This window comes from Streptomyces capoamus, assembly GCF_014654935.1.
In the GTDB taxonomy this organism is placed as follows: Bacteria; Actinomycetota; Actinomycetes; order Streptomycetales; family Streptomycetaceae; genus Streptomyces; species Streptomyces capoamus.
The window spans coordinates 162,254-183,391 of sequence record NZ_BNBF01000017.1 but is presented as its reverse complement, the minus strand read 5'-3'; the positions used below and the strand labels follow the sequence as shown (position 1 = coordinate 183,391).

Here is a 21,138-nt window from a genome sequence, read left to right as displayed (position 1 = left end):
TGCCGTGTCAGCTGAGCGGATCCAGCGTGAGATACGCCTGCTGCGGGCTGCCGTCGTGCACCAGCGACTCCTGGTTGCCGACGTCGTCGAAGGCGAACGCGTACGCCTTCCCGTCGGCCGGCTGCGCGTGGACCTTGCGCGCGTAGTGGTTGGTCACCGTGTCCTGGTAGAAGTTCGCCGTCGTGGTGTCCGGCTGGTTGGGGTTCACCAGCAGGGTCGACCTGTTGAAACCGGCGCACAGCGTACGGGAGATGGGCCCGCGGACGTTGTCGTTGGGCGCGTCCAGCAGCTTGTGGCAGCCGAAGATGCTGGAGGCGTCGGGCTTCTGGAAGCTCGTGACGACCGCACCGGAGGAGTTGGTGAAGTTCATGACGTTCCCGGAGACGCGGCCGTAGTACTTGGTGTTCGGCTGGTCCGCGAACGGCGTGACGGTCAGCGTCGAGGTCGTGTACTTCTGCCAGACCCGGTTGACGTAGTCGTCCATCACGTTCGCCGGCAGCGCGCCGGTCTCCACGCCGTACAGCGGGGACAGCGCGCGCAGCACGGTACCGTCGGAGCGGGTCTGGATCAGGCCCGCCCAGCCGCCCGGCTGCCCGCGCAGCGCGTTGAAGAAGCCGGTCCAGCCCCCGGACTTCAGGTGCCCGGTGCTGCTCACCGTGCCGTCGGCCCGCTGCACCCCGACCGCGTACGGTGCCGAGAACATGTCCACCTGGGTGCTGTTGAGCCACAGCCCGGAGTCGTTGAGCGTGTACTCCGACCAGTTGAAGAGGATGTTGCGGTTGGGGTCGGAGGGGTTCTGCACGGCAGGCTGGACCAGTCCGCCGGTGGTGAGTCTGAAGTCCAGCTTCTGGCCGTAGGAGAAGTAGATCCGACCGGAGAACTTCGGGATGCGGATCGTCTTGGACTGCCCGGCGGCCGGGCCGGGTATCGCCGCGTCCGGCGCGGGCGTCGGCGGGTTGCCGCCGGCCGGCCACGCGTGGAAGACGCCGTTGGCGTCGGCCCAGCCCTGCCGGCCCGAGGACAGCTGGGTGCCGAGGTCGTAGACGTAGACGGGCTCGGAGCGGCCCGAGTTGTTGGTGATCTTCAGGGGGACGGTGTCGGGGACGGCGGCACCGGCGGGGACCGGTGCGCCGAGGACGAGCAGCCCGCCGAGCAGCGCCGAGGCGGCGGTCAGGGGCAGCGCGCGGCGGGTGAGCCTGTGCGGCACTCTCCACCTCCGTGTGGGGTCGGGGTCGTACGGAAATTGGTCCGTACCTGTTTGAGAGCGCTCTCAGATTCGTGCCGCGGTGCGTTCATGTCAATGGCATGAACAGGAAATGACGAACGGGTCGCCGGAACGGGAGGTCTCGAACGGAACGTGCCCGGACCGGATCCCCCGGCGCCCCTCGGGCGGGGCTCCGGGCGCCGGCCTCAGAAGGTGCGATCGAGCAGGTCGAGCAGTGCCGCCCAGTGCCGTTCGGCGGCCTCCGGGTGGTAGGCGGGGGTGTCCGCCTGGGTGTAGCCGTGCGCGGCGCCGGGATAGACCTCGCAGGTGTGCCGTACCCCGGCGGCGGTCAGCTCCTCCTCGAAGCGCACGATCTGCTCCTCAGGGAGCGACGGGTCCGCGTCGGCGTGCCCGAAGTACAGCTCCGCGGTGATGTTGCGGGCCTCCAGGTGCGGGCTGTCCACGTCGTCGGTGGCCAGCCGTCCGCCGTGGAAGCCGGCCACCGCCGCGACCCGGTCCGGGTGCGAGCCGGCGGTCCACAGCGCGAGCCGGCTGCCCATGCAGTAGCCGGTCACCGCCACCGGGCCGTCGGCCGCGAGCGGACTGGCGGCCAGCCACCGCAGATAGCCGTCCGCGTCCCGCTTGACCAGGTCCGGGGTCAGGGAGGCCAGGACCGGGCCGATCCGCCTCCAGATGCTGGGGTCGGCGTCCGGGTCGATGAACTCGGGCAGCTCCACGACCGGCGCCCGGCCGTGGCGGTAGAACACGTTCGGCACCAGCACCGTGTAACCGGCCCCGGCGAGCCGGTCGGCCATCGCGCGCAGGTGCGGGCGCAGGCCGTAGGCGTCCTGGTAGAAGAGGACGGCCGGACGGGGGCGGCCGTCGGCCGGGTGGGCGAGGTAGGCGTCGGCGACGCCGTCCTCGGTGGGGACGTCGACGGCGGTCGCCTGGACATCGGTCATCGTGAGAAGGCCCTCCCTCGGAGATGGGCGGCGGGCGGCGGGCACCTGTCCCACGCCGCGGCTACGGCCATGCTGCCACGCCCCGCAGGGACCAGCGCAGTCGGCATACCGCCTGGTCACCGCGGTGGCCGCGGTGCGGACAGCGGTACGGCGCTCACCTCCCGAACCGGGCGGCGGGCCGGCGCCGGTCTCCCGTGGTGCCTCGCGCACTCGGCCGGCCGGTTCACTCGAAGCGGTCGGTGTCGCCCGCGCCCCGCCGCACGATCTCCGCCTCCCCGCTGGAGAAGTCGACCACCGTCGTCGGCTCGGTGCCGCAGTCCCCGGAGTCGACGACCGCGTCCACCACGTGGTCGAGCCGGTCCTTGATCTCCCACCCCTGGGTCATCGGCTCCTCCTCGTCCGGCAGCAGCAGCGTGCTGGACACCAGCGGCTCGCCCAGCTCCGCCAGCAGCGCCTGGGTGACCACGTGGTCCGGGATGCGCACGCCCACGGTCTTCTTCTTCGGGTGCTGGAGCATGCGCGGCACCTCGCGGGTGGCCGGCAGGATGAACGTGTAGCTGCCCGGCGTCGACGCCTTCACCGCCCGGAACACGTCGTTGTCCACCCGGACGAACTGGCCGAGCTGCGCGAAGTCCCGGCACATCAGCGTGAAGTGGTGCCGGTCGTCCAGCCGGCGGATGGAGCGGATCCGGTCCATCCCGTCCCGGCTGCCCAGCCGGCAGCCGAGCGCGTAACAGGAGTCCGTCGGGTATGCGATGAGCGCCCCCGAACGGACCGCGTCGGCGACCTGGCCGATGCTGCGCGCCTGCGGGTTGTCGGGGTGCACGTCGAAGTACTTCGCCATCCGCCGAGCTTATGCCGTCCGCAGCCGCGAGGCGCGCGGCCCCGTGCTCCGACGCTCTTCCCCGGAGGTGCGTCCTCGGTCGACCCTCGTCGGGTTGGCTGGATATATGCCATGCCTCCGAAGTCCGGCCACCCCGCCGAACCCCGCCTCACCAGGCCGGACCTCGCCGTCGGGGTACTGGATGCCGATGGCCGGTTCGGCTGGATCACGACGGTGTACGTCCCGGATTCCCGGGCAAACGACCTGTGAGCCGCCCGGGGCCCTCCCCCCGCCCCGGGCGCGGCATCTCCGCCGGCGGCCGATCCCCCCCCCAGGCCGCCGGCGGAGCCACGTCCGCCGGTCACTCCCCTCCCCGCCTCCCGGGACTCAGCCCTCCAGCCGCACCGGGATCTCCCGCCAGCCATGGGAGATGAACGACGGCACCGGCGACAGGTCGCCGGCCGGAACGGCCAGTCGCATCGCGGGAAAGCGGGAGAACAGGGCCGGCAGCGCGGTCAGTGCCTCCAGGCGGGCCAGCGGTGCGCCGATACAACGGTGCGCACCGATGCCGAACGCGAGATGGTCGTCGGCCGCCCGGGCCGCGTCGAAGACGGCGGCGTCGGGGCCGTAGCGCGCCGGGTCGAGGCCCGCGGCGGCGTACGTCGTGATGATGGCGTCCCCCGCGGGGATCGTCACGCCCCCCACCGTCAGCTCCGTCACCGCGAACCGCAGCGGCAGCGCGGCGACGGACGGATGCACCCGCAGCGTCTCCTCCACCACGGCCTCCCAGCCGATGACTCCCGCACGCACCGCCGCCAGTTGCTCCGGGCCGGTGAGCAGCGCGACCACGGCGTTGCCGATGAGGTTGACGGTGGTCTCGAACCCGGCGCCGACCACCAGCAGCAGCGTGTGCAGCAGTTCCTCGTCGGAGAGCCGGTCGCCGTCCTCGTCCCGCACCCGGATCAGTTCCGTGGTGATGTCGTCGCCGGGCTGCGCCCGCCGGTGCTCGATCAGCGCCCCGAGCACCACGCCGATCCGCTCGTGCACCGACGCCGCGTAGGCGGGGTCCGGATCGGAGGTGTCCATGATGTCGGCGATGAGCCGGGCCGCGTCGGGCCGCAACTCCTCCGGCACCCCGAGCAGTTCGCAGATCATCCGCATCGGCAGCGGGTGTGCGAGCCCGGTCCGCAGGTCGACCGCGCGGCCGTCGGCGCCCTCCGCCTCCAGCGCGGACAGCAACTCGGCCGTCAGGGCGGCCACGCGGGGCCGCATCGCCTCGGTGCGCCGGCGGGTGAAGCTCGGCGCCACCAGCTTGCGCAGCCGGATGTGGTCGGCCCCGTAGGTGGTGAGCATGTTGACCACGCCCACCCAGTTCGCCATCCAGTGCCAGGACGGGTGCCGGTCCAGATCCGGCCACAGCCGCCAGTGCAGACGCGCGTCCTTGCTGACGCGCGGATCGAGGATCAGCTCCCTCAGGGTGTCGTACCGCGTGGGCGCCCAGGCGGGGATGCCGCCGGGCAGTTCCACGGGGACGACGGGGCCGAGCGCGCGCAGCCGGGCGCTCTCGCTCACGATGTCGGAGCCGAAGGGGTCCAGGGCGATACGGTCGGTGACGGTCACGACGGTCTCCAGACGGTCGGCCTCTCACGAGTCGATGCCGTCCATTACACCGTGTCAGCGACTGTGCGCACAGCGGTGCCTCCCCAAGTGGGCTGAAAACCGGCCGAGTCGGCGCCTCACCTGGCCGCCGGTTCGGCCGGCAGGTCGAACACGTGCCGCGGGGAGACGATCCGGGTGATCGCCTGGCCGAAGAGGGTGCTGGGCTCCTCGCCGTCGTGGCCGATGTCGGTGTTGAGGACCACGACGACGCTGGTCCGGGTCGCCGGGAAGTAGATGGTCAGCGATTCGTAGCCGGGCAGGGAGCCGTTGTGGCCGATCCAGCCGTGCACGTCGAAGATGCCCAGCCCGTACCCGACACCGGGGATCGGCGTCGCCGGCGTGACGAGGCGCTGCCGCTGCGTGGCGGGGCTGATCATCCGCTTGCCGTCGGGCAGCCGGCCGGTCGCCACCGTGGGGGCCCAGACGCGCAGGTCGTCCAAGGTGGAGACCATCGCCCCGGCCGCCCAGCCCCAGGACGGGTTCCAGCCGGCGGTCTCGGCGACCTTCCCGTCCGCCGTCTGGTCGGTGTAGCCCTGTGCGTGCGGGCGCGGGAACCGGCTGCCGCTCGGCAGGGACGTGTCCTTCAGGCCGGCCGGGCCGAGAATGTGCTGCTGGAGGTAGTCCGCGAGCCGCTGACCGCTCACCTTCTCCACCACCAGGCCGAGCAGGATGAGGTTGGTGTTGCAGTAGGAGAATTTCTGGCCGGGCCGGAACAGCACCGGGTGGCGGAAGGAGTAGGCGAGCAGCTGCTGCGGGGTGAAGGGGCGCCGGGGGTCGGAGGTGAGCGCCTTGAAGAAGCCGTCGTCCTCGGAGTAGTTGAACAGCCCGCTGCGCATGCCGGCCAGCTGGCGCAGCGTGATCTCGTGGCCGTTCGGTACGCCGTGGACGTACCTGTCGATCGTGTCGTCGAGGCCGACCTTCCCCCGGTCCACGAGTTGCAGCAGCGCCGTCACGGTGAACGTCTTGGTCTCGCTGCCGATGCGCATGTACAGGTCCGGGGTCATCCTCCGGCCGGTCGCCCTGTCGGCGACGCCGAACGAACGGACGTAGTCGGGCTGTCCCGGCGTCCAGACGCCGACGGTCACGCCCGGTACGTCCGCCTCGCGCATCACCCGTTGTACGGACGCGTCGAGTCGGCGCGTCACGTCGGGGGAGAGGGGGCGGACGTCCGACGGCGACGGGCTGGGCGGGGCGGCGGACACCGCCGGTACGCCGGCCGGCGCCGCCCCTGCCGTGACCGGCGCGAACAGCGTGCCGGCCAGGACGGCGACCAAGGCTCCCCGGCGCAGGCGTACGGACGTGGGCGACATGGGCTGCCTCCAAGCGCGTGGCGGCGGCCGTGCGCGGGGCGGACGCCGGGCCGGACCCTGTGCCCGCGGGCCCTCACAGGCCCTCCGAGCAGGCCCTTTCCGGCAGGACCTTCCCAGGATAGGAGCGGGCCGCGCGGGACGCGCGCCGGCAGGGGGCGAGGCGGGCTTCCGGCGTCCCGGTGCCGGTCCGGGTCACCCACCCCTCCTCCGACCGGAGCGGAATGCTTGTCCGACGGGTGGAACACCACGTTCGGGGGACGGGCTCACCCGACCCGGTGAGCGGGCGGTGCGGGGCGTACCGGTCGTGGGCGCCGGACGTTGCCCCGGCATGGATCGCTTGGACTGGATGGACCGGATGGAGCGCATGGACCGGATGCGCGGGCTGCGCCGGGTGGATCGCACGCGCGAGCCGATCTACGCCGGGCTCGTCGCCGAGTGGCGGGCGCAGGGACGGACCGTCCCCGCGGAGCCCGACGAACCGTGGTCCGTCCTCCCCGCCCTCTCCGGCCTCCTCCCGGACGCCCGGCACGAGCCCGGCCGGCTGTGACCCGTCATCGCCCGCACAGCGGCGCGAGCACCGCCAATGTGCCGTTGGCCTGCTGCAACGCGTCCTCCAGGGGCCCGGGTGCGTGGAGCATCCCGGTGCCGTCGGGCGGGACGAGCCACTCCAGGGAGCGGGCGGACCGGTACGGCGGCGGTACCGCGACCCAGGAGCCCTTCGTCGCGTAGCGCAGCCCCGCGCCCACCCAGCCCCCGGACGGGTCCGGCGGCAGGAAGAAGCCGACCCGGCCCGCCGCCGTGTCCACCAGCGTCGGCCCGGGCACCGGAAGGGCCGGACGCCACAGCAGGTCCAGGGTCAGCAGGCCCAGCCGGTCCGGGACGCTCAGCACGTCCCAGAAGCGTCCCGCCTCCAGCAGTGCGAAACCCTCCCCGTGGTCCCATTCCCATTTGCAGGCGCGCGGGTCGGCCGACGCCGCGGCCAGCCACTCCACGCCCCGCATCCACATCGTGTTCGTCATGCACTGCTCCGGGTCTCCTCGCTCGCCCGCCCCAGCGCAGGGAACGGCCGTGACCGGGCACTTCGCGCTTCCGTGCGCCAACCCGGCATATGCATCGTTGTAGATATTTCTACGTGACGGAAGGGGTGGCGAACCCTGGCGTTTGAGTCGGGACGTTCGAACTCCGCGTACCGGTTCGTCAGTTGGCGAGGGGAGTGCGCCACCCGTCCGTGCCGGATCACCGGACAGACGCTTGATTCGACTGTGGCAACGATCGAATCAATTGCCATCCATTGCAGGGATCCAGGTTTCGGTCGTACGCTCATCGCATTCCGTCGCCTGCCCGTCGAGGTGTCCCATGGACCGCGCCCGTCTGCACGCCCTCCTCGCCCGCGAGAGCGCCGAGGCCGAACGCCGGAACCCGCGTTCCCGGGCGGCCTACGCACGCGCCGACCACCTCTTCGGCCGGGTGCCGATGACCTGGATGAACAAGACCGCCGGCGGCTTCCCGCGGTACCTGGCCGAGGCACGGGGCGCCCGCGTCACCGACGTCGACGGCCACACGTACGTCGACTTCTGCCTCGGCGACACCGGTGCGATGGCCGGCCACTCGCCCGCGCCCGTCGCCGAGGCGGTGCACCGCCGGTACGCCGAACTGGGCGGGGCCACCGCCATGCTGCCCACCGAGGACGCCGAATGGGTCGGCGCCGAGCTGACCCGCCGTTTCGGGCTCGCCCGCTGGAGCTTCTCGCTCACCGCCACCGACGCCAACCGCTGGGCGATCCGGCTCGCCCGCGCCGTCACCGGCCGGCCGAAGATCCTCGTCAACAGCTACTGCTACCACGGCAGCGTGGACGAGTCGCTCATCGTCACCACTCCCGACGGCCCCGGGGCGCCCCGGCCCGGCAACGTCGGCGCACCCTGCGACGTGACGCTGACCAGCAGGGTCGCCGAGTTCAACGACCTCGCCGGGCTGGAGCGGGAGCTGGCCCACGGCGACGTCGCCGCCGTGCTCATGGAACCGGCCCTCACCAACATCGGCATCGTGCTCCCCGAACCCGGCTACCTCACGGGCGTCCGCGAACTGACCCGGCAGTACGGCACCCTCCTCGTCAACGACGAGACGCACACCTTCTCCGCCGGCCCCGGCGGCTGCACCGGCGCCTGGGACCTGGCGCCCGACCTGCTCACCATCGGCAAGGCCATCGGCGGCGGCATCCCGGCCGGCGCCTACGGGCTCTCCGCCGAACTGGCCGAGCGGCTGCTGGCCCGCGGCGACCTGGACCTCGTCGACATGGGCGGCGTGGGCGGCACCCTCGCCGGCAACGCCCTGTCGGTCGCGGCCACCCGCGCCACCCTCGAACACGTGCTGACCGGCGAGGCGTTCGCCCGTATGGGCACCCTCGCCGAGCGCTTCGAGACGGGCGTCCGGGACGGCCTGGCGGCACACGGGCTGCCCTGGTCGGTCAGCCGGCTCGGCGCGCGCACCGAGTACCGCTTCACCTCCCCGGCCCCGCGCACCGGCACCGAGTCCGCGGCGGCCTCCGACCCGGAGCTGGAGGACTTCCTGCACCTCTACCTCGCCAACCGTGGCATCCTGCTCACCCCGTTCCACAACATGGCGCTGATGTGCCCGGACACCACCGAGCAGGACGTCGACACGCACACCGAGGTGTTCGCCGCCGCGCTCGCCGAACTGGCCGGCTGAACAGAGGCCCGGGGAAGGAGCCGCGAGACGTGAGGGACATGGACGACATCGACCGCGCCATCCTGCGGGAGCTGCAGACCGACGGCCGTATCGCCTACGCCGACCTCGGCCCCAGGGTCGGCCTGTCCGCCTCGGCCGCCCGGCAGCGCCTGCAGCGCCTGCTGGACTCCAAGGCGGTGCAGGTGGTCGGCGTCACCGACCCGATGGCCATGGGCGGACAGGCCATGGCGCTGCTCGGCATCGGCGTCGACGGCGACCCGCGGGCCGTCGCCGACACCCTCGCCGAGCGCCCCGAGGTCGTCTACTCGGTGCTCACCTCCGGCGGCTTCGACCTCTTCGCCGAGGTGGTCGCCCCCGGCCCGAAGGCACTGCTCGACCTCGTCAACGACGTCGTCCGCCCCATCGAGGGCGTCCGCGAGATCCGCTCCTTCCCGTACTTCGGCATCCACACGCATCGCTTCCTGTGGGACGTGGGCTGACCGCAGGACGGGGTCAGCGGTCCGGCGGAGCGGGCGCCAGCACCAGGATCGTCGCGTCGTCGCGGACCGCGTAGTGACGCCGCAGCAGGTCCGCCCACACCGCGGCGGGCAGCTCGGCGGTCGGGGTGTGCGCCAGGGCGGCCAGGCGCTCCGGCAGCGGGTAGAAGGTGCCCGCGGCGTCCCGCGCCTCCCACACGCCGTCGGAGGCCAGGAAGACCCGGTCGTCCGGACCGAGCGGCACGGTGACCTCCTTCGGCCGGTCGACGCCGAGGAGCCCGATGCCCAGCGGCGGACCGGGCGCGACGCCCACCTCCCGCGCCTGGTCCCCGTGCAGCAGCACCGGCGCGGGATGACCACAGGCCACCACCCGCATCGCGGTCGAACCGGGGGTGAACTCCACCAGCAGGGCCGTCGCGAAGAGCTCCGCGTGCCGTACGTCCGCCGAGTCCACCGCCAGCCGGCGGTCCAGCCGCGCCGCCACCGACTCCAGGTCGGGCTGGTCCAGGGCCGCCTCCCGGAACGCGCCCAGCAGCGACACCACCGTCGCGACCGCCGACAGCCCGTGACCCTGCACGTCCCCCATCACCGCGCGCACCCCGTGCGGGCCGTGCCGCACGTCGAAGAAGTCGCCGCCGACCAGCGTCCCGTCCTGCGCGGGCCGGTAGAAGGCCGCGCAGCCGACCCGTCCGACCCGCTCCGGCAGCGGCGGCAGCACAGCCCGCTGCACCGCCTCCCCGATCGCCCGCTCGGTGTTCAGCTGGGCGTCCCGGTGACTGCGCACGTAGGACACGAACACGCTCAGCGCGGCCACGAACACGATGGTGAGCAGATCGGTGTCGCCCGGGCGGTTCAGATGCGTGGCCGGCACGTTCAGCATCACGACCACGCCCACCCCGAGCACCCCGGTCGCCGCCGGGCCGTACGACAGCACCGCCAGCGGCGGGATGGCCCCCAGCAGGAAACCGAGGTCCCGCGCGTGCGGCGTGACCAGCGTGGCCGAGCCGACGGCCGCCAGCAGCAGCACCGGCAGCACCCGGACCCACCACGGCGGTGGCGCGCCCCGCAGCCAGCCGCGATCCTCCAGGTGCCCGCGCGACGACCAGCCGCGCACCGATGCCACATCCCCAAGCTACGCCGCCGACGGAGGGCCCCGCGCGGAGAGCCGGTGGATCTCCCGCCCGAGACCGGTGACTGCGCCGCCTGAAAACCGGTTGATGCGCCGCTCGGCCGCCCGCTACTCTCTCCCCACCACGTCAGCCGGACGGAAGAAGGAGGTGAGCGCCATGCACGACAGCAGCCGCCGGCGCTCCCCCCGGCCCGTGCCGCGCGCGGGTCACCCCTGATCCGCCCGGGAGCGCCGTACACCGTACGCATCCCGGAGGATTCCCATGACCGATCCGGTCATCCGCACGCTCGACGAGAGCAGTGCCCACCTGTTCCACACCATGCCCGATCCGCTGCGCCTCGGTGAGAGGCACCGCCTGACCCGGTACCGCCCCGACTGGCAGCGCGTCGCCCTGCGCGACGGCCGTACCGTGGCGCGCGCCGCCTGGTGGGCCCGGCCCGAGGACCCGGAACCCCTGCTGATCAACTGGTTCGACGTGGCCGAGGGCGAGGAGGAGGCCGGCGCCGCCCTCCTGCGGTCAGCGCCCTGGCGGACCGACGAACTCGAACTCGACCTGCCCTCCGGCTATCGGGCCGACCCGCGCCTGCGCGCCGCGGCGGACGCCCGCACCGCCGCCGCACGCGGAGCCGGCTACCTGCCCCTGGTCGAGCGTTACCTGTACCGCTGGACGCCGGACCGGGGCCTGCCCGAGCGGCCCGGCCGCCTGGTCTTCACCGCCGAGCCGGACGACACGGTGTTCCTCGGCCTCCTGCGCCGCATCAATGCCGCCACGCTCGACGCGCACGCCCGCCGGGCCGTCGAGCGGGGCGGCGTCGACCAGGCGGCCCAGGAGGACCTGGACGACTTCCACTGGTTCCCGTCACCCAGGCAGTGGTGGCAGGTCGCGCGCACACCGGCGGGCGAGGCGGTCGGCATCCACATCCCGGCACGCAACCCCGCCGGGCCGTGCGTCGGCTTCATCGGCGTGGTGCCGGACCAGCGGGGCCACGGATACGCCTACGACCTGCTCGCCGAGTGCACCCACTTCCTGGCCCGGCGGGGCGCCGAGTTCATCGCCGCCGCCACCGACCAGGGCAACCTCCCGATGGCCGCGCACTTCAGCACGGCCGGCTACCCCGTCGTACGGGAACGCTTGACGTACTGGTCCGACGAGGGCACCGACGCCGGGTGACCGACAGGGCAACCGGCCGACCGGCCCCCCGGACGACCGGGCCGGCAAGACGGCCCGGCGGAGAGCGGCGGCGCCCCGGGGAGGGCGGCGGACTGGCTGAGGGCGGCCGCGGCCACGGGGGGCGACGGACCGGGTAAGAGCGCCGGCTGCGGGGAGGGCAACGGGGTCGGGCCGGGACACGGAATCCGCCGCCCCCGCGTCCCGGCCCGATCGCCCGGCCTCCCGGCCCGGGGCCTCCCGGCCTCCCCGCCTCCCGGTCACCCCCGCCCAGGCTGCCTAGTCCGTCCCGCTCGTCAGGTGGGCCTGGGCCGTGGCCAGGATTTCGGTGATCCGGAGGCCGAACGCGGCGTCGCAGGAGTGCGGCCGGCCCGTGCGGACCGCGCTCACCAGGGCGTCGGCGGCCCGGGCGAGCGCGGGGACCGCGCCTTCGGAACTCCCCGGCAGCACCGTCACCCCGGCCTCGCCGCGCAGCTCCACGTCGGCCCCGGCCGCCGCCGGCGGCGCCGAGAGACTGAGCGTGAGGGTGCTCGACGCACCGGTGGCGTGGTCGAGCACCAGGTGCACGGTGTCCGCCGGACCGTGCACCGCCGCCACCACCTGCCGTACGTCACCGAGCACCGGCAGCAGCACCGACAGGGCGTGCGGGCCGACGTCCCACAGCGCCCCCTTCTCCCGCCGCCACGGAGAGTCCGCGAACGGGCTGTCGCTCGTGAACACCGCGCCGAGCCACTGGGCCCGCGCCGTGAACCAGCCCGGGACGGCGGCCTGTTCCTCGATCCATGCCTCAGGCTCCTTCTGGAAGCGCGCCGTGAAGAACACCACCGACGCCACCCCGGCCCGCTCCACCGCCTCGGTCACGGCCCGCCCCTCGGCCACCGACAGGGCCAGGGGCTTGTCCAGCAGCAGATGACGGCCCGCCCGGGCCGCCCGCACCGCCAACTCGGCCTGTACGGACGGCGGCAGGGCCACCGCCACCGCGTCCACGTCGGCCAGCAGCGCGTCCACGTCGGCGTACGCGGCGACGCCGTACTGCTCCGCGAGCGCCGTGGCCGCGCCGGGCCGGCGGCCCCACACCCCGACGAGGTCGACGCCGGTGTGCCCGGCGAGGGCGGGCGCGTGCGCCGCCCGCGCCCACGGGCCCGTCCCCAGCAGTCCGATGCGCATGTCGCGTTCCCTTCTCCGAGCCGTTCCGTTCCCTCTCGTGCCACGAGTCCGTCTCGTCCCACGAGCCGTTCCCGGTGCCGTTTCCCCGCATTCTCAGGAGGCTGCGCTCCGGTCGCCGTTCGCACGCCCGTCGTCCGGGCCGGGCCGCCCCGCGAGCCAGTCGGCGATGGCGGCGGCGATCGGCTGGCCGGTGTCCATCTCCACGAAGCCGAACTGGCCGGACTGGTTGCACTCCAGGAACCACCAGATCCCGTCGGCGTCCTCCGCGAAGTCGAAGGCGCCGTATGCCAGTTCCGCGTCCGCCATGTAGCGCAGGACGCCCTCGGCGACGCGCGGCGGCACGTCGACGGGCTGCCAGGGGGAGACCGACGGGGCGAACCGCACGTCCACGTCGTCGGGGTGCGCGTCGGGATCGGCGGGCTTGCGTGCGGCCAGCAGGGTGCCGCCGACGACGGTGAGCCGGATGTCGGCCCGCTTGGCGACCCGCCGTTGCAGCAGGGTCGGACCGAACGCCACGGCGCTGAAGTCCGCGTCCGGTGCCACCCGGCTGGTCGGCACCGCCCGGGGCGGCTCCTGCGGGTGCGCGCCCGACACGGGCTTGACCACCAGGTCCGGGAAGCGTTCCGCGAACCGCCGCGCGGCCTGCGGGAACGTGGTGATGAGGGTGGCCGGCACCGGCAGGCCGCTGCGCTGGGCCAGGTGCAGCTGCCAGGGCTTGTGCCGGGCCCGGCGGGCGGCGTCCGGATGGTTCATCCAGCGGGCGTCGCTCCAGCGCAGCATGCCGTAGAGCGCCTGCGCCGATTCCTCCGTCAGCCAGGTGGAAGGCTGGACGGCGCGGGCGGCCGGGGTTCCGGGTCTGCGCACCCAGATGGAGCGCAGGCCGTTCATGCTCACCAGGCGCCCGCCGACGGACAGGTGTCCCCGGCAGGCGCCCTGCACGTACTCGCCCGACAGCGCCACCCCGTTCGTCAGATCGGCGGGGTCGAGCCGGACGACGGGCACACCGGCCTCGCCCAGCCGGAGGACCACCATGTCCGCCGTCACGTCTTCTTCACTGGTCAGGATGAGCACGGTCATCTGTGGAAGGCCCGCGGTTCAGTCGTCGAAGTGCGTCTTGGAACCGGCCGTCGAGGTCGTGGTTCCCAGTGCTCTCAGCGTCACGTGGTCGGTGGCGGCGATCCGCCCGTCCGGGAGGACGTTCAACTGCAGTCCGGAGTCGTACGCGTACGGTGAGGTGACGTCCAACTGCACAGCGGGGCGCGCGTAGTTGAGCGTGAACGGTTGCATGGTCTCTCCCTGATTAGGCTTTCACGTCCTTATACGAGCCGAACGGGTGATTGGTTTCCTCACGCTCCGTGATCGCGGTCGGGAGCGGTCGCCCGGCGGGTCATCCCGCGAGCGTGCTCCGGGCCGCCGCCAGGGCCTGTTCGGCGTATCCCCGTCCGAACAGCACCGCGTGCACCAGCAGCGGGAAGAGCTGGTGCAGCCCCACCCGGTCGCGCCAGCCGTCGGCCAGCGGTGCCGCCTGCCGATAGCCGGCGAGTACCCGGTCCAGGTGGGGACAGCCGAACAGCCGGAGCATCGCCAGGTCGGTCTCCCGGTGCCCGCCGTGCGCGGCCGGGTCGATGAGCCGTACCTCGCCGTCGGCGCCCCACAGCACGTTGCCGTTCCACAGGTCGCCGTGCAGCCGGGCGGGTGGTTCCGGCGGCCCGGCCAGCTCGGGCAGCCGGGCGCAGACCTGCTCGAACACCCTCGCCTCGGCCGGCCGCAGGGTGCCGCTGTCGACGGCGTCGCGGACGTAGGGCAGGACGCGGTGCTCGGCGTACCAGCGGGGCCAGTCGGTGCCCGGGGCGTTGCGCAGGGGAGCGCGGCCGATCCAGGCGTCGGCCGGGCCGTCGGGCGGTGGTGCCCCGAAGTGGGGCGCGCCCGCCGCGTGCAGGGCGGCCAACGATTGGCCGAAATGCAGCGCCGCAGTGGGGTCGGGGGAGCCGGTCGGCACCCGTTCGGTCACCATCCAGTGCTCGTCGTGCCCGAGTACCGCCGGCACCCGCACCGCGTCGGCGTCCGCCAGCCAGCGCAGCCCCGCCACCTCGGCGCGCACCGCCCGCGGACCGTCGCCCCGCTTGACCATGACCGGCGTTCCGTCGTCCAGCAGTACTTCGGCCGGTGACCCCGACGCCCGCCGACCGCCCGTGACCGGCCGCCCGGTGAGCCGGGCGGCGACCTGTTCCGGATTCTCGTCTCGGTTGACCACGGCCCCAGGGTACGGCCGGCAATCTCGGCCGCCCGCCGGGCACTTCGACCGTTGATACGACGGTTTCCAGCCAAACCCAGATGGTCACTACCCGTATTGATCCCGTACCGCTAGCGTGAGGGCGCCGCGTCGCCACACCGGTGGGCACAGGGCCCCCAAGGGACTAGCGCGCGGCGGAGGATCACCCCCGTGACCACAGCATCCGTGCTGATGGCCGACGTCTTCGAAGTCCAGCCGTACACCTCCCACTGCGAGGTCATCCTCGGCGAGGGCGCCCACGCCGTGATCGGTGTGTCCCCGGGCAACAGTTACTTCTCCGCCCGGCGCCTGCACGACCTCGCCCGCTGGGGGCTGGACCACTTCGACCGGGTCGACTTCGTCTACACCGACCTGTACGTCGCCGAGATGTACGAGGCCTCCGGCTATCCGCCGGACGAGGCCCGCCGCAAGGCCGTGAAGAACCTGCGCGGAGTGCGGGCCAAGGTCCGTGACGCGGTGTCGGCGGCCGACCCGGAGGGCGCCCGGCTGGACTGGCATCCGATGTCCGAATTCCGCACCAACCCCGCCTATCAGGAGATCCACCGCCGGCTGACGGAGCGGCTGGCCTCCGACGCTGCTTTCCGGTCCGTCTGCGAGAGCCTGGTGAATCGTTTCCTCGCGGCACGCGGCGAGACGCCGACCGAGCGGCAGCGCGCCGTGTGCCTGGCGTACGTGTGCGCCGAGGCCCCGTTGTTCCTGGACACCCCGGCCATCCTGAAGGTGCCCTCCTCGCTCAACTGCTACCACCAACTCCTGCCGATGGCCGAGCTGTTGTACTCCCGCGGCGCCGGCCTGCGTGCCTCCCGCAACCAGGGCCACGCCATCGTCACCCCCGCCGCCCCGGAAGGAGCCGCACCATGACCACCGCTCCCGGCATCCGCCCCCACATCAGCGCCGACGTCAGTCCCGCCGTCCGCCCCGGCGGCCGTCCCGACCGCCACCCGCCCTTGCCCGCTTTCCCGTTCTCCTGGGACGGCACCCGGGTGCCCCCCGAGGTGGCGGAGCTGCGCGAGGCCGCCCCGGTGCGCCGCGTGCGGACCATCGCCGGCGACGAGGCCTGGCTGGTGTCCTCCTACGAGCTGTGCGCACAAGTGCTCAAGGACGACCGGTTCTCCCTCAAGGACACCTCCGCACCCGGCGTCCCGCGTCAGTACGCGCTCACGATCCCGCCCGAGGTGGTGAACAACATGGGCAACATCACCGGGGCGGGCCTGCGCCGCGCGGTGATGAAGGCGCTCAACCCGAAGGCGCCGGGCCTGACCGACTGGCTGCGCGCCGAGGCCCACCGGCTGGTGGACCTCATCGTCGCCGACGGGCCGACGGCCGACCTGCGCGGGGCGTTCTGCGAGCCGTACTCGGCCGGCATGCACTGCCGCATCCTCGGCATCCCGCAGACCGAGGCCCCCGCCTTCCTGCGCAGCCTGGACATCGCCTTCATGAACTCCCCGTGCCCGGTCGCCGGCGCGCGCCTCAACTGGGACCGGGACATCGCCCGGATGGCGGCCCTGCTCGACGACCCGGCCACGCACGGGCTCATGGGCGAACTCGCCGCCCTGCGCGACGACGCGGACCACGCCCACCTCAGCGACGAGTTGCTGGCCACCGTCGGTGTCACCCTGTTCGGCGCCGGCGTCGTCTCCACCTCGGGCTTCCTCACCATGGCCCTGGTGTACCTGCTCACCCACCCCATCGCCCGCGACCTGCTGCGGGACCGCCCCGACCTGATCGGTCCGGGCGTGGAGGAGCTGCTGCGGGTGAACCTCTCCATCGGCGACGCCCTGCCCCGCCTGGCCCTGGAGGACGTCCGGCTCGGTGACGTGGGCGTCCGTGCGGGCGAACTCGTCCTCGTCCTGGTGGAGGGCGCCAACCTCGACCCGGAGAAGTTCCCCGACCCGCACCGCTTCGACGTCCACCGGGACAACACCGCCGACCACCTCTCCTTCGGCGGCGGCGCCCACTACTGCCCCGCCACCGCGCTCGGCCGCGCGCACGCCCGCATCGCCCTGGAGGTCCTGCTCGACCGGCTGCCGGACCTCGCCCTCGCGGTTCCGGCGAGCCAACTCGTGTGGCGCACGGGATTCATGAAGCGCATCCCCGAACGCCTGCCGGTGACCTGGTAGCCCGCCCCACCCCCCTACGGCACCCCCGTCCTCCCGGACGGGGGCCCCGGGCGCCGGCATCCTTCACCGGGCACCCCCGGCGGCCCACCTGCCCTCCCGCCGCACGCCTACGACCTTCCGTTCGGCCCTACCGGATCCCGCCCCCCGGGTACGTCCCCCCGGTCAGCCCCACCGGGTTCCCGGGCGGCAGCAGCCCCGACTCGCCGACCGTGCGGGCCAGTGGTTCCAGCAGCGTGGCCAGGCGCCCGCTCCGCTCGGACCCCAGGGTGCTCCACGGCCCCTCGGCCGCCGCGTCCGTGCGCGCCTCGGCCTCCGCGCGCAGGGCCGCACCGGAGGGCGTGAGCGCACCGTCCGCCGCGAGCCGGCCGTCCGCGCGCAGCCGTGTCACGGCCGCCGCCCACTCCTCCTCCGGCCACTGCCGCGTCTCGCGCAGGAAGGCCCCGTCGGACTCGCCGGCCGCCGCCTTGAGCACCATGGCCTCGACCGGCCCGATCCCCAGGCCGACCAGCACCGCCACATGGGAGTCGCCCCGGTGCTCGCGCAGGGTCGTCAGGGCCTGCCACAGGCGGGCGGCGGGCCGGTCCGGACGCTCCAGCGCCTGGTTGGCCGCGCCCAGCACCCGGCCCGTGGTGTCCGCGCCCGCGGCGGCCTCCCAGGCGAGGTCCGCGGCCTCGGTGAACGCGGCCGACCCGACGGTGTCCGTACCGAACAGCCGGGTCGCCGCCGCGTCCATGGCCTCCTGGCGGGCCGCGAGCACGTCCGCCGGAGCGGCGTACGCCCAGGCGTCCGGCAGCGCCCGGGTCACCCGCGCGGGATGGAAGACGTAGAAGCCGGCCGTCACCACGGACGGGGGCACCGCGCCGAGCGGGGCCGCGCGCAGCGCGAAGTAGCCCATCCAGAACCCGCGCAGTCCGAGCCCCGCCGCCGCCCGGTGTGCCTCCGGCGCGAAATAGACGAGCTGGTGCACCGGTTCGTACCGCTCCCACAGGGACCGGGCCATTCCGTCCGCCACTGTTTCCTCCCGCCGCGCCCGCCTGTCGTGCTGTCGGCACCAGCCTGCGTTATGACAGCCGTCATAACAAGGGGGCGTCGACGCCGTCGTACGGCCGCTTCGGCGATTGGCCCGTACGAGGGGTCCGCGGCCCGCCGCGCTGGGGCAGACGGGTGGCGTGGTGACCCGGCTGGGCGGCTCGGATGGTGGGACTCGGGGCCCTCACTGACGGTGGTTCATGTCGAGGCCGGGTCCACCCAGCTGATGAGGTATCCGCTGCCCGGTCACGGCGGAAGGACATCACTATGCGCTCTGCCCGCATGTTCCTGGCGACGGCGGCTGCCGCCGCCGCCCTGGCCTTCGCCACACCCGGCGCCGCGTTCGCCGTACCGGCCGAGCGCGACAGCGGCCGGGACGACTCCTCGTACAGCAAGGAGCACGACAGCGACTCCGACCGCGAGGAGAAGGGGTCCGGCAGCGATCACGAAAAGGACTACGGCAACAAACGCGACTCAGGAGAAGAACACGACGGGCCGCGCGGCGGAATGCACACGGGTGGCGGAGCCCTCGCCGCGGTGCGCGGCGGCTGGGGCTCGGGCGGCGACAGCCGTTTCGACCCGGAGAGCTACAAGGACAAGGGTGGCGACAGCGAGGAGGGCCAGGACGACGAGAGCGAGAGGGGCGGCAAGGGCGACAAGGGCGACAAGGGCGACAGGGGGGACAAGGGCGGCAAGGGTGACAAGGGAGAGAAGAGCGAGTGGGGTGACGACCAGGAGAAGCCGCGCGGTGGCATGCACACCGGCGGCGGCGCGCTCGCCACGCCGGGTGTCACCGCGGGCGGTCTCGCCGTGCTCGCCGTAGGCGCCGCCGGCGCGTACGCGCTGCGCCGCAAGAAGGCCGCCGAGCCGGCGTCCTGACGGGCCGGTGCGCCCAGGGGCTGCGGACGCCGTCGGCGCGCACCGCGTCGGCGGCCCGCGCCCCCTGCGCCCCGCCCAGGACACCGGCCCCCGCGGCGTCCCGGTCCGTCCCGACTCCCGTGCTGTCCTGTTGAGCGAGGTGGTGTCCGATGGCAGCAGTTCCCTCCTCCCCGCCCCCCTCGGGACCGGCGGCGGACGAGCGGCCCGCCGGCCGTGGCGGGCGGCTGACGCTGTGGGGCGCGGCGGCCGTGTTCCTCGCCGTCACCGTCTTCGGCGGTCATCACCAGCCGGTCGACACACCGCAGGCTCCCCGGGTCTCGGGAACCGGAGCCGCCGCGCCGGCCGACCCGGTGGACGCGGGCGAGTCGCTGCCCCGGTCCGAACCCACCCGGCTGCTCATCCCGAAGATCTCCGTGGACGCCCCCTTCACCACTCTGTCCATCGGGGCCACGGGCCAGTTGCAGCCGCCGCCCGCCGCCGACACCAACCTCGTCGGCTGGTACGCCGACGGCGTCTCGCCCGGCGAGGAGGGCACCGCGATCATCGCGGGCCACGTCGACACGGTGACGTCCGCGGCCGTCTTCGCCGACCTCTACGAGCTGGAGCGCGGCGACCGGTTCTCCGTGGAACGGGCCGACGGGCGCACGGCGGAGTTCGAAGTGGACAACGCCGAGACCTACCCCAAGGACGACTTCCCCAGCAAGCGGGTGTACGCGGACGCCGCGCGGCCGGAGGTCCGGCTGATCACCTGTGCCGGGGACTACGACCGCACGGTGCGGGACTACACCGACAACCTGGTCGTCTTCGCCCACCTGGTGTGAGCCGCCGGGGCCCGGCCGGGCGGGGGAGCCGGGTCAGGCGGGGGAGCGGCCGGCGAAGGGGCCGTCCGGGGCGAACGCCAGCGCCGCGAACCGTTCACCGATCCGGCGGTGGCCCGCGGTGTCCGGGTGCAGGCCGTCGGGCAACGGCAGTTCGGCGAAGTCGGCCTCGCCGTACAGTTCCCGGCCGTCCAGGTGGTGCAGGGCCGGGTCGTCGGCCGCCCGCTCGGACACGATCCGGGCCAGCTCCTGCCGGACGACCTCCAGGGTCAGCTTCCCCGCAGCCCGCTCGGCCGGATCCCCGGTGGCCCGGTACCGCAGCCGCCCCTCGCCCAGTGCCGCCAGGTCCATGGCGGTGGGGCCGGGCGTGTCCTCGTGCAGCGGGCACAGGACCGGGGAGACGACGAGCAGCGGGGTGTCGGGGTGGCCCTCGCGGACGGTGTCGAGGAAGCCGTGCACCGCGGGGCCGAACGCGCGCAGCCGCATCAGGTCGGTGTTGACCAGGTTGATGCCGAGCTTGACGCTGATCAGGTCGGCGGGCGTGTCGCGCAGCACGCGGGCGGTGAACGGGTCGAGCAGCGCGCTGCCGCCCAGTCCGAGGTTGACCAGCTCGACACCGCCCAGGGACGCGGCGAGCGCCGGCCAGGTGGTGGTGGGCGTGGCCGCGTCGGAGCCGTGGCTGATCGAACTGCCGTGGTGCAGCCACACCCGGCGGCCGCGGTCCGGTACGCGCTCGACGGGGGCGTCGGTGCGCAGCGCGACGAGTTCGGTCACCTCGTTGTGCGGCAGCCAGATCTCCACGTCCTTGGCGGAGTCCGGCAGGCCGGCGAACCGCACGGTGCCCACCGGCCCGGGCCGGTGGCGGGCCGAGCCGGTGCCCAGGTCGATGGTGAGGGTGTTGCCCGCGGCGAGGGAGGCGCTGCCGGCCGGGCGGCCGTCGACGACCAGGTCGTACACACCGTCCGGGCGGGGCGGTGCGCCGGTGTACACGCGCTTGGTCGGCAGGGTGTCCAGCTCGACGGTGGTGGCGCGGGTGCGGAAGACCAGGCGTACGCCGGCGGGCTGGGATTCCGCCAGGGCCAGCTGCGGGTCGGCGCACTGGGCACGGGCCCGGGCGGTCAGCCGGTGCGGCAGCAGCCCGTGCGCGGTGCGCTCCAGTTCGAGGGCGCCGCGTATCAGGGCGGCCGTGAGGGGGGTGGTGTGCATCATGTCTGCCTGCGTCCGGGGGCTCAGGGGTGGGCGGGCCAGTTGCGCAGCAGGGAGTCGAGGGCGTCCAGGATCCGGGTCCACGACTCCTGCGAGTCGGGCGCGCTGTGGCTGAAGCCGCCGGCCGTCTCCAGGCTGACGTAGCCGTGGAAGACGCTGCCGAGGAGGCGGACCGCGTGCGTCTGGTCC

Annotated in this window: 22 protein-coding genes; 8 read left to right on the top strand and 14 right to left on the bottom strand. The window is 73.6% G+C overall.

Going from position 1 to position 21,138, the window contains the following annotated elements; all coding sequences use genetic code 11:
* Nucleotides 1-7: 7 nt before the first annotated feature.
* The 5 genes from IE312_RS25610 to IE312_RS25590 form a co-directional block, all read right to left on the bottom strand.
* Entirely contained in the window at nucleotides 8-1,207 is a 1,200-nt protein-coding gene (locus IE312_RS25610) for a glycoside hydrolase family 64 protein (protein WP_189984678.1), read from the bottom strand.
* A gap of 203 nt (nucleotides 1,208-1,410) precedes the next feature.
* Entirely contained in the window at nucleotides 1,411-2,166 is a 756-nt protein-coding gene (locus IE312_RS25605) for a dienelactone hydrolase family protein (RefSeq protein ID WP_189984677.1), read from the bottom strand.
* Nucleotides 2,167-2,389: 223 nt separating this feature from the next.
* Nucleotides 2,390-3,010 (bottom strand): L-threonylcarbamoyladenylate synthase, encoded by a 621-nt coding sequence (locus tag IE312_RS25600; protein WP_189984676.1) that lies wholly within the window; start codon nucleotides 3,008-3,010, stop codon nucleotides 2,390-2,392.
* Between the two features lie 366 nt (nucleotides 3,011-3,376).
* Complete coding sequence (locus IE312_RS25595; protein WP_189984675.1) at nucleotides 3,377-4,609, bottom strand: cytochrome P450 family protein; 1,233 nt, start codon at nucleotides 4,607-4,609, stop codon at nucleotides 3,377-3,379.
* Nucleotides 4,610-4,725: 116 nt separating this feature from the next.
* Nucleotides 4,726-5,958 (bottom strand): serine hydrolase domain-containing protein, encoded by a 1,233-nt coding sequence (locus IE312_RS25590; RefSeq protein ID WP_189984674.1) that lies wholly within the window; start codon nucleotides 5,956-5,958, stop codon nucleotides 4,726-4,728.
* A gap of 328 nt (nucleotides 5,959-6,286) precedes the next feature.
* On the opposite strand from IE312_RS25590, the gene IE312_RS25585 reads away from it, so the two are divergent.
* Entirely contained in the window at nucleotides 6,287-6,505 is a 219-nt protein-coding gene (locus IE312_RS25585) for a hypothetical protein (protein WP_229900418.1), read from the top strand.
* Between the two features lie 4 nt (nucleotides 6,506-6,509).
* Here IE312_RS25585 and IE312_RS25580 read toward each other — a convergent pair whose 3' ends face one another.
* Nucleotides 6,510-6,977 carry a hypothetical protein gene (locus IE312_RS25580; protein ID WP_189984673.1) on the bottom strand — a complete coding sequence of 156 codons (468 nt, stop codon included), beginning with the start codon at nucleotides 6,975-6,977 and terminating at the stop codon, nucleotides 6,510-6,512.
* A gap of 337 nt (nucleotides 6,978-7,314) precedes the next feature.
* On the opposite strand from IE312_RS25580, the gene IE312_RS25575 reads away from it, so the two are divergent.
* Nucleotides 7,315-8,664, top strand: coding sequence for a transaminase (locus IE312_RS25575; RefSeq protein ID WP_189984672.1), 1,350 nt, complete (start codon nucleotides 7,315-7,317; stop codon nucleotides 8,662-8,664).
* Nucleotides 8,665-8,702: 38 nt separating this feature from the next.
* Nucleotides 8,703-9,143, top strand: coding sequence for an Lrp/AsnC family transcriptional regulator (locus IE312_RS25570; protein ID WP_189984716.1), 441 nt, complete (start codon nucleotides 8,703-8,705; stop codon nucleotides 9,141-9,143).
* Nucleotides 9,144-9,156: 13 nt separating this feature from the next.
* Here the strand turns inward: IE312_RS25570 and IE312_RS25565 are convergent, their stop codons facing one another.
* Entirely contained in the window at nucleotides 9,157-10,263 is a 1,107-nt protein-coding gene (locus tag IE312_RS25565) for a PP2C family protein-serine/threonine phosphatase (RefSeq protein WP_189984671.1), read from the bottom strand.
* 268 nt (nucleotides 10,264-10,531) lie between these two features.
* Between IE312_RS25565 and IE312_RS25560 the strand changes: the two genes are divergently transcribed.
* Complete coding sequence (locus tag IE312_RS25560) at nucleotides 10,532-11,440, top strand: GNAT family N-acetyltransferase (protein WP_189984670.1); 909 nt, start codon at nucleotides 10,532-10,534, stop codon at nucleotides 11,438-11,440.
* A 276-nt stretch (nucleotides 11,441-11,716) separates the two neighbouring features.
* Here IE312_RS25560 and IE312_RS25555 read toward each other — a convergent pair whose 3' ends face one another.
* The 4 genes from IE312_RS25555 to IE312_RS25540 form a co-directional block, all read right to left on the bottom strand.
* A complete protein-coding gene (locus IE312_RS25555; protein WP_189984669.1) occupies nucleotides 11,717-12,604 on the bottom strand; it encodes a Gfo/Idh/MocA family protein in 888 nt (295 codons plus the stop codon).
* A 93-nt stretch (nucleotides 12,605-12,697) separates the two neighbouring features.
* On the bottom strand, nucleotides 12,698-13,681 hold the full coding sequence (gene tgmB, locus IE312_RS25550) for an ATP-grasp ribosomal peptide maturase (RefSeq protein WP_189984668.1): 984 nt from the start codon (nucleotides 13,679-13,681) through the stop codon (nucleotides 12,698-12,700).
* 18 nt (nucleotides 13,682-13,699) lie between these two features.
* The gene (gene tgmA, locus IE312_RS25545) at nucleotides 13,700-13,891 is read right to left on the bottom strand and encodes a putative ATP-grasp-modified RiPP (RefSeq protein ID WP_189984667.1); all 192 of its coding nucleotides are present in this window, start codon (nucleotides 13,889-13,891) and stop codon (nucleotides 13,700-13,702) included.
* A gap of 100 nt (nucleotides 13,892-13,991) precedes the next feature.
* On the bottom strand, nucleotides 13,992-14,858 hold the full coding sequence (locus IE312_RS25540) for a fructosamine kinase family protein (RefSeq protein ID WP_189984666.1): 867 nt from the start codon (nucleotides 14,856-14,858) through the stop codon (nucleotides 13,992-13,994).
* A 189-nt stretch (nucleotides 14,859-15,047) separates the two neighbouring features.
* Between IE312_RS25540 and IE312_RS25535 the strand changes: the two genes are divergently transcribed.
* Both IE312_RS25535 and IE312_RS25530 read left to right on the top strand, forming a co-directional pair.
* Nucleotides 15,048-15,758, top strand: a complete 711-nt coding sequence (locus IE312_RS25535; protein ID WP_229900417.1) for a cyclodityrosine synthase — start codon at nucleotides 15,048-15,050, stop codon at nucleotides 15,756-15,758.
* Nucleotides 15,755-17,017 carry a cytochrome P450 gene (locus tag IE312_RS25530; RefSeq protein ID WP_189984665.1) on the top strand — a complete coding sequence of 421 codons (1,263 nt, stop codon included), beginning with the start codon at nucleotides 15,755-15,757 and terminating at the stop codon, nucleotides 17,015-17,017. The genes IE312_RS25535 and IE312_RS25530 overlap by 4 nt, the downstream gene beginning before the upstream one ends.
* Before the next feature lie 127 nt (nucleotides 17,018-17,144).
* On the opposite strand, the gene IE312_RS25525 is transcribed toward IE312_RS25530, so the two are convergent.
* A complete protein-coding gene (locus tag IE312_RS25525) occupies nucleotides 17,145-18,029 on the bottom strand; it encodes an SCO6745 family protein (protein ID WP_189984664.1) in 885 nt (294 codons plus the stop codon).
* Between the two features lie 284 nt (nucleotides 18,030-18,313).
* On the opposite strand from IE312_RS25525, the gene IE312_RS25520 reads away from it, so the two are divergent.
* On the top strand, nucleotides 18,314-18,925 hold the full coding sequence (locus tag IE312_RS25520; protein WP_189984663.1) for a hypothetical protein: 612 nt from the start codon (nucleotides 18,314-18,316) through the stop codon (nucleotides 18,923-18,925).
* A gap of 149 nt (nucleotides 18,926-19,074) precedes the next feature.
* Nucleotides 19,075-19,746 (top strand): class F sortase, encoded by a 672-nt coding sequence (locus IE312_RS25515; protein WP_189984662.1) that lies wholly within the window; start codon nucleotides 19,075-19,077, stop codon nucleotides 19,744-19,746.
* Between the two features lie 33 nt (nucleotides 19,747-19,779).
* On the opposite strand, the gene IE312_RS25510 is transcribed toward IE312_RS25515, so the two are convergent.
* Entirely contained in the window at nucleotides 19,780-20,949 is a 1,170-nt protein-coding gene (locus tag IE312_RS25510; RefSeq protein ID WP_189984714.1) for a GDSL-type esterase/lipase family protein, read from the bottom strand.
* A 23-nt stretch (nucleotides 20,950-20,972) separates the two neighbouring features.
* Nucleotides 20,973-21,138, bottom strand: a 166-nt coding sequence (locus IE312_RS41790) for a TetR-like C-terminal domain-containing protein (protein WP_229900424.1), incomplete at its 5' end; no start/stop codon positions are given.

Bases quoted from the DNA above. Each gene is read 5' to 3' on its own strand.
- IE312_RS25560 (WP_189984670.1), top strand. From the start codon at position 10,532: ATGACCGATCCGGTCATCCGCACGCTCGACGAGAGCAGTGCCCACCTG.
- tgmB (WP_189984668.1), bottom strand. From the start codon at position 13,681: ATGACCGTGCTCATCCTGACCAGTGAAGAAGACGTGACGGCGGACATG.
- IE312_RS25590 (WP_189984674.1), bottom strand. From the start codon at position 5,958: ATGTCGCCCACGTCCGTACGCCTGCGCCGGGGAGCCTTGGTCGCCGTC.
- IE312_RS25585 (WP_229900418.1), top strand. From the start codon at position 6,287: ATGGATCGCTTGGACTGGATGGACCGGATGGAGCGCATGGACCGGATG.
- IE312_RS25530 (WP_189984665.1), top strand. From the start codon at position 15,755: ATGACCACCGCTCCCGGCATCCGCCCCCACATCAGCGCCGACGTCAGT.
- IE312_RS25510 (WP_189984714.1), bottom strand. From the start codon at position 20,949: ATGCACACCACCCCCCTCACGGCCGCCCTGATACGCGGCGCCCTCGAA.
- IE312_RS25555 (WP_189984669.1), bottom strand. From the start codon at position 12,604: ATGCGCATCGGACTGCTGGGGACGGGCCCGTGGGCGCGGGCGGCGCAC.
- IE312_RS25575 (WP_189984672.1), top strand. From the start codon at position 7,315: ATGGACCGCGCCCGTCTGCACGCCCTCCTCGCCCGCGAGAGCGCCGAG.
- IE312_RS25520 (WP_189984663.1), top strand. From the start codon at position 18,314: ATGCGCTCTGCCCGCATGTTCCTGGCGACGGCGGCTGCCGCCGCCGCC.
- IE312_RS25605 (WP_189984677.1), bottom strand. From the start codon at position 2,166: ATGACCGATGTCCAGGCGACCGCCGTCGACGTCCCCACCGAGGACGGC.
- IE312_RS25580 (WP_189984673.1), bottom strand. From the start codon at position 6,977: ATGACGAACACGATGTGGATGCGGGGCGTGGAGTGGCTGGCCGCGGCG.
- IE312_RS25515 (WP_189984662.1), top strand. From the start codon at position 19,075: ATGGCAGCAGTTCCCTCCTCCCCGCCCCCCTCGGGACCGGCGGCGGAC.
- IE312_RS25570 (WP_189984716.1), top strand. From the start codon at position 8,703: ATGGACGACATCGACCGCGCCATCCTGCGGGAGCTGCAGACCGACGGC.
- tgmA (WP_189984667.1), bottom strand. From the start codon at position 13,891: ATGCAACCGTTCACGCTCAACTACGCGCGCCCCGCTGTGCAGTTGGAC.
- IE312_RS25600 (WP_189984676.1), bottom strand. From the start codon at position 3,010: ATGGCGAAGTACTTCGACGTGCACCCCGACAACCCGCAGGCGCGCAGC.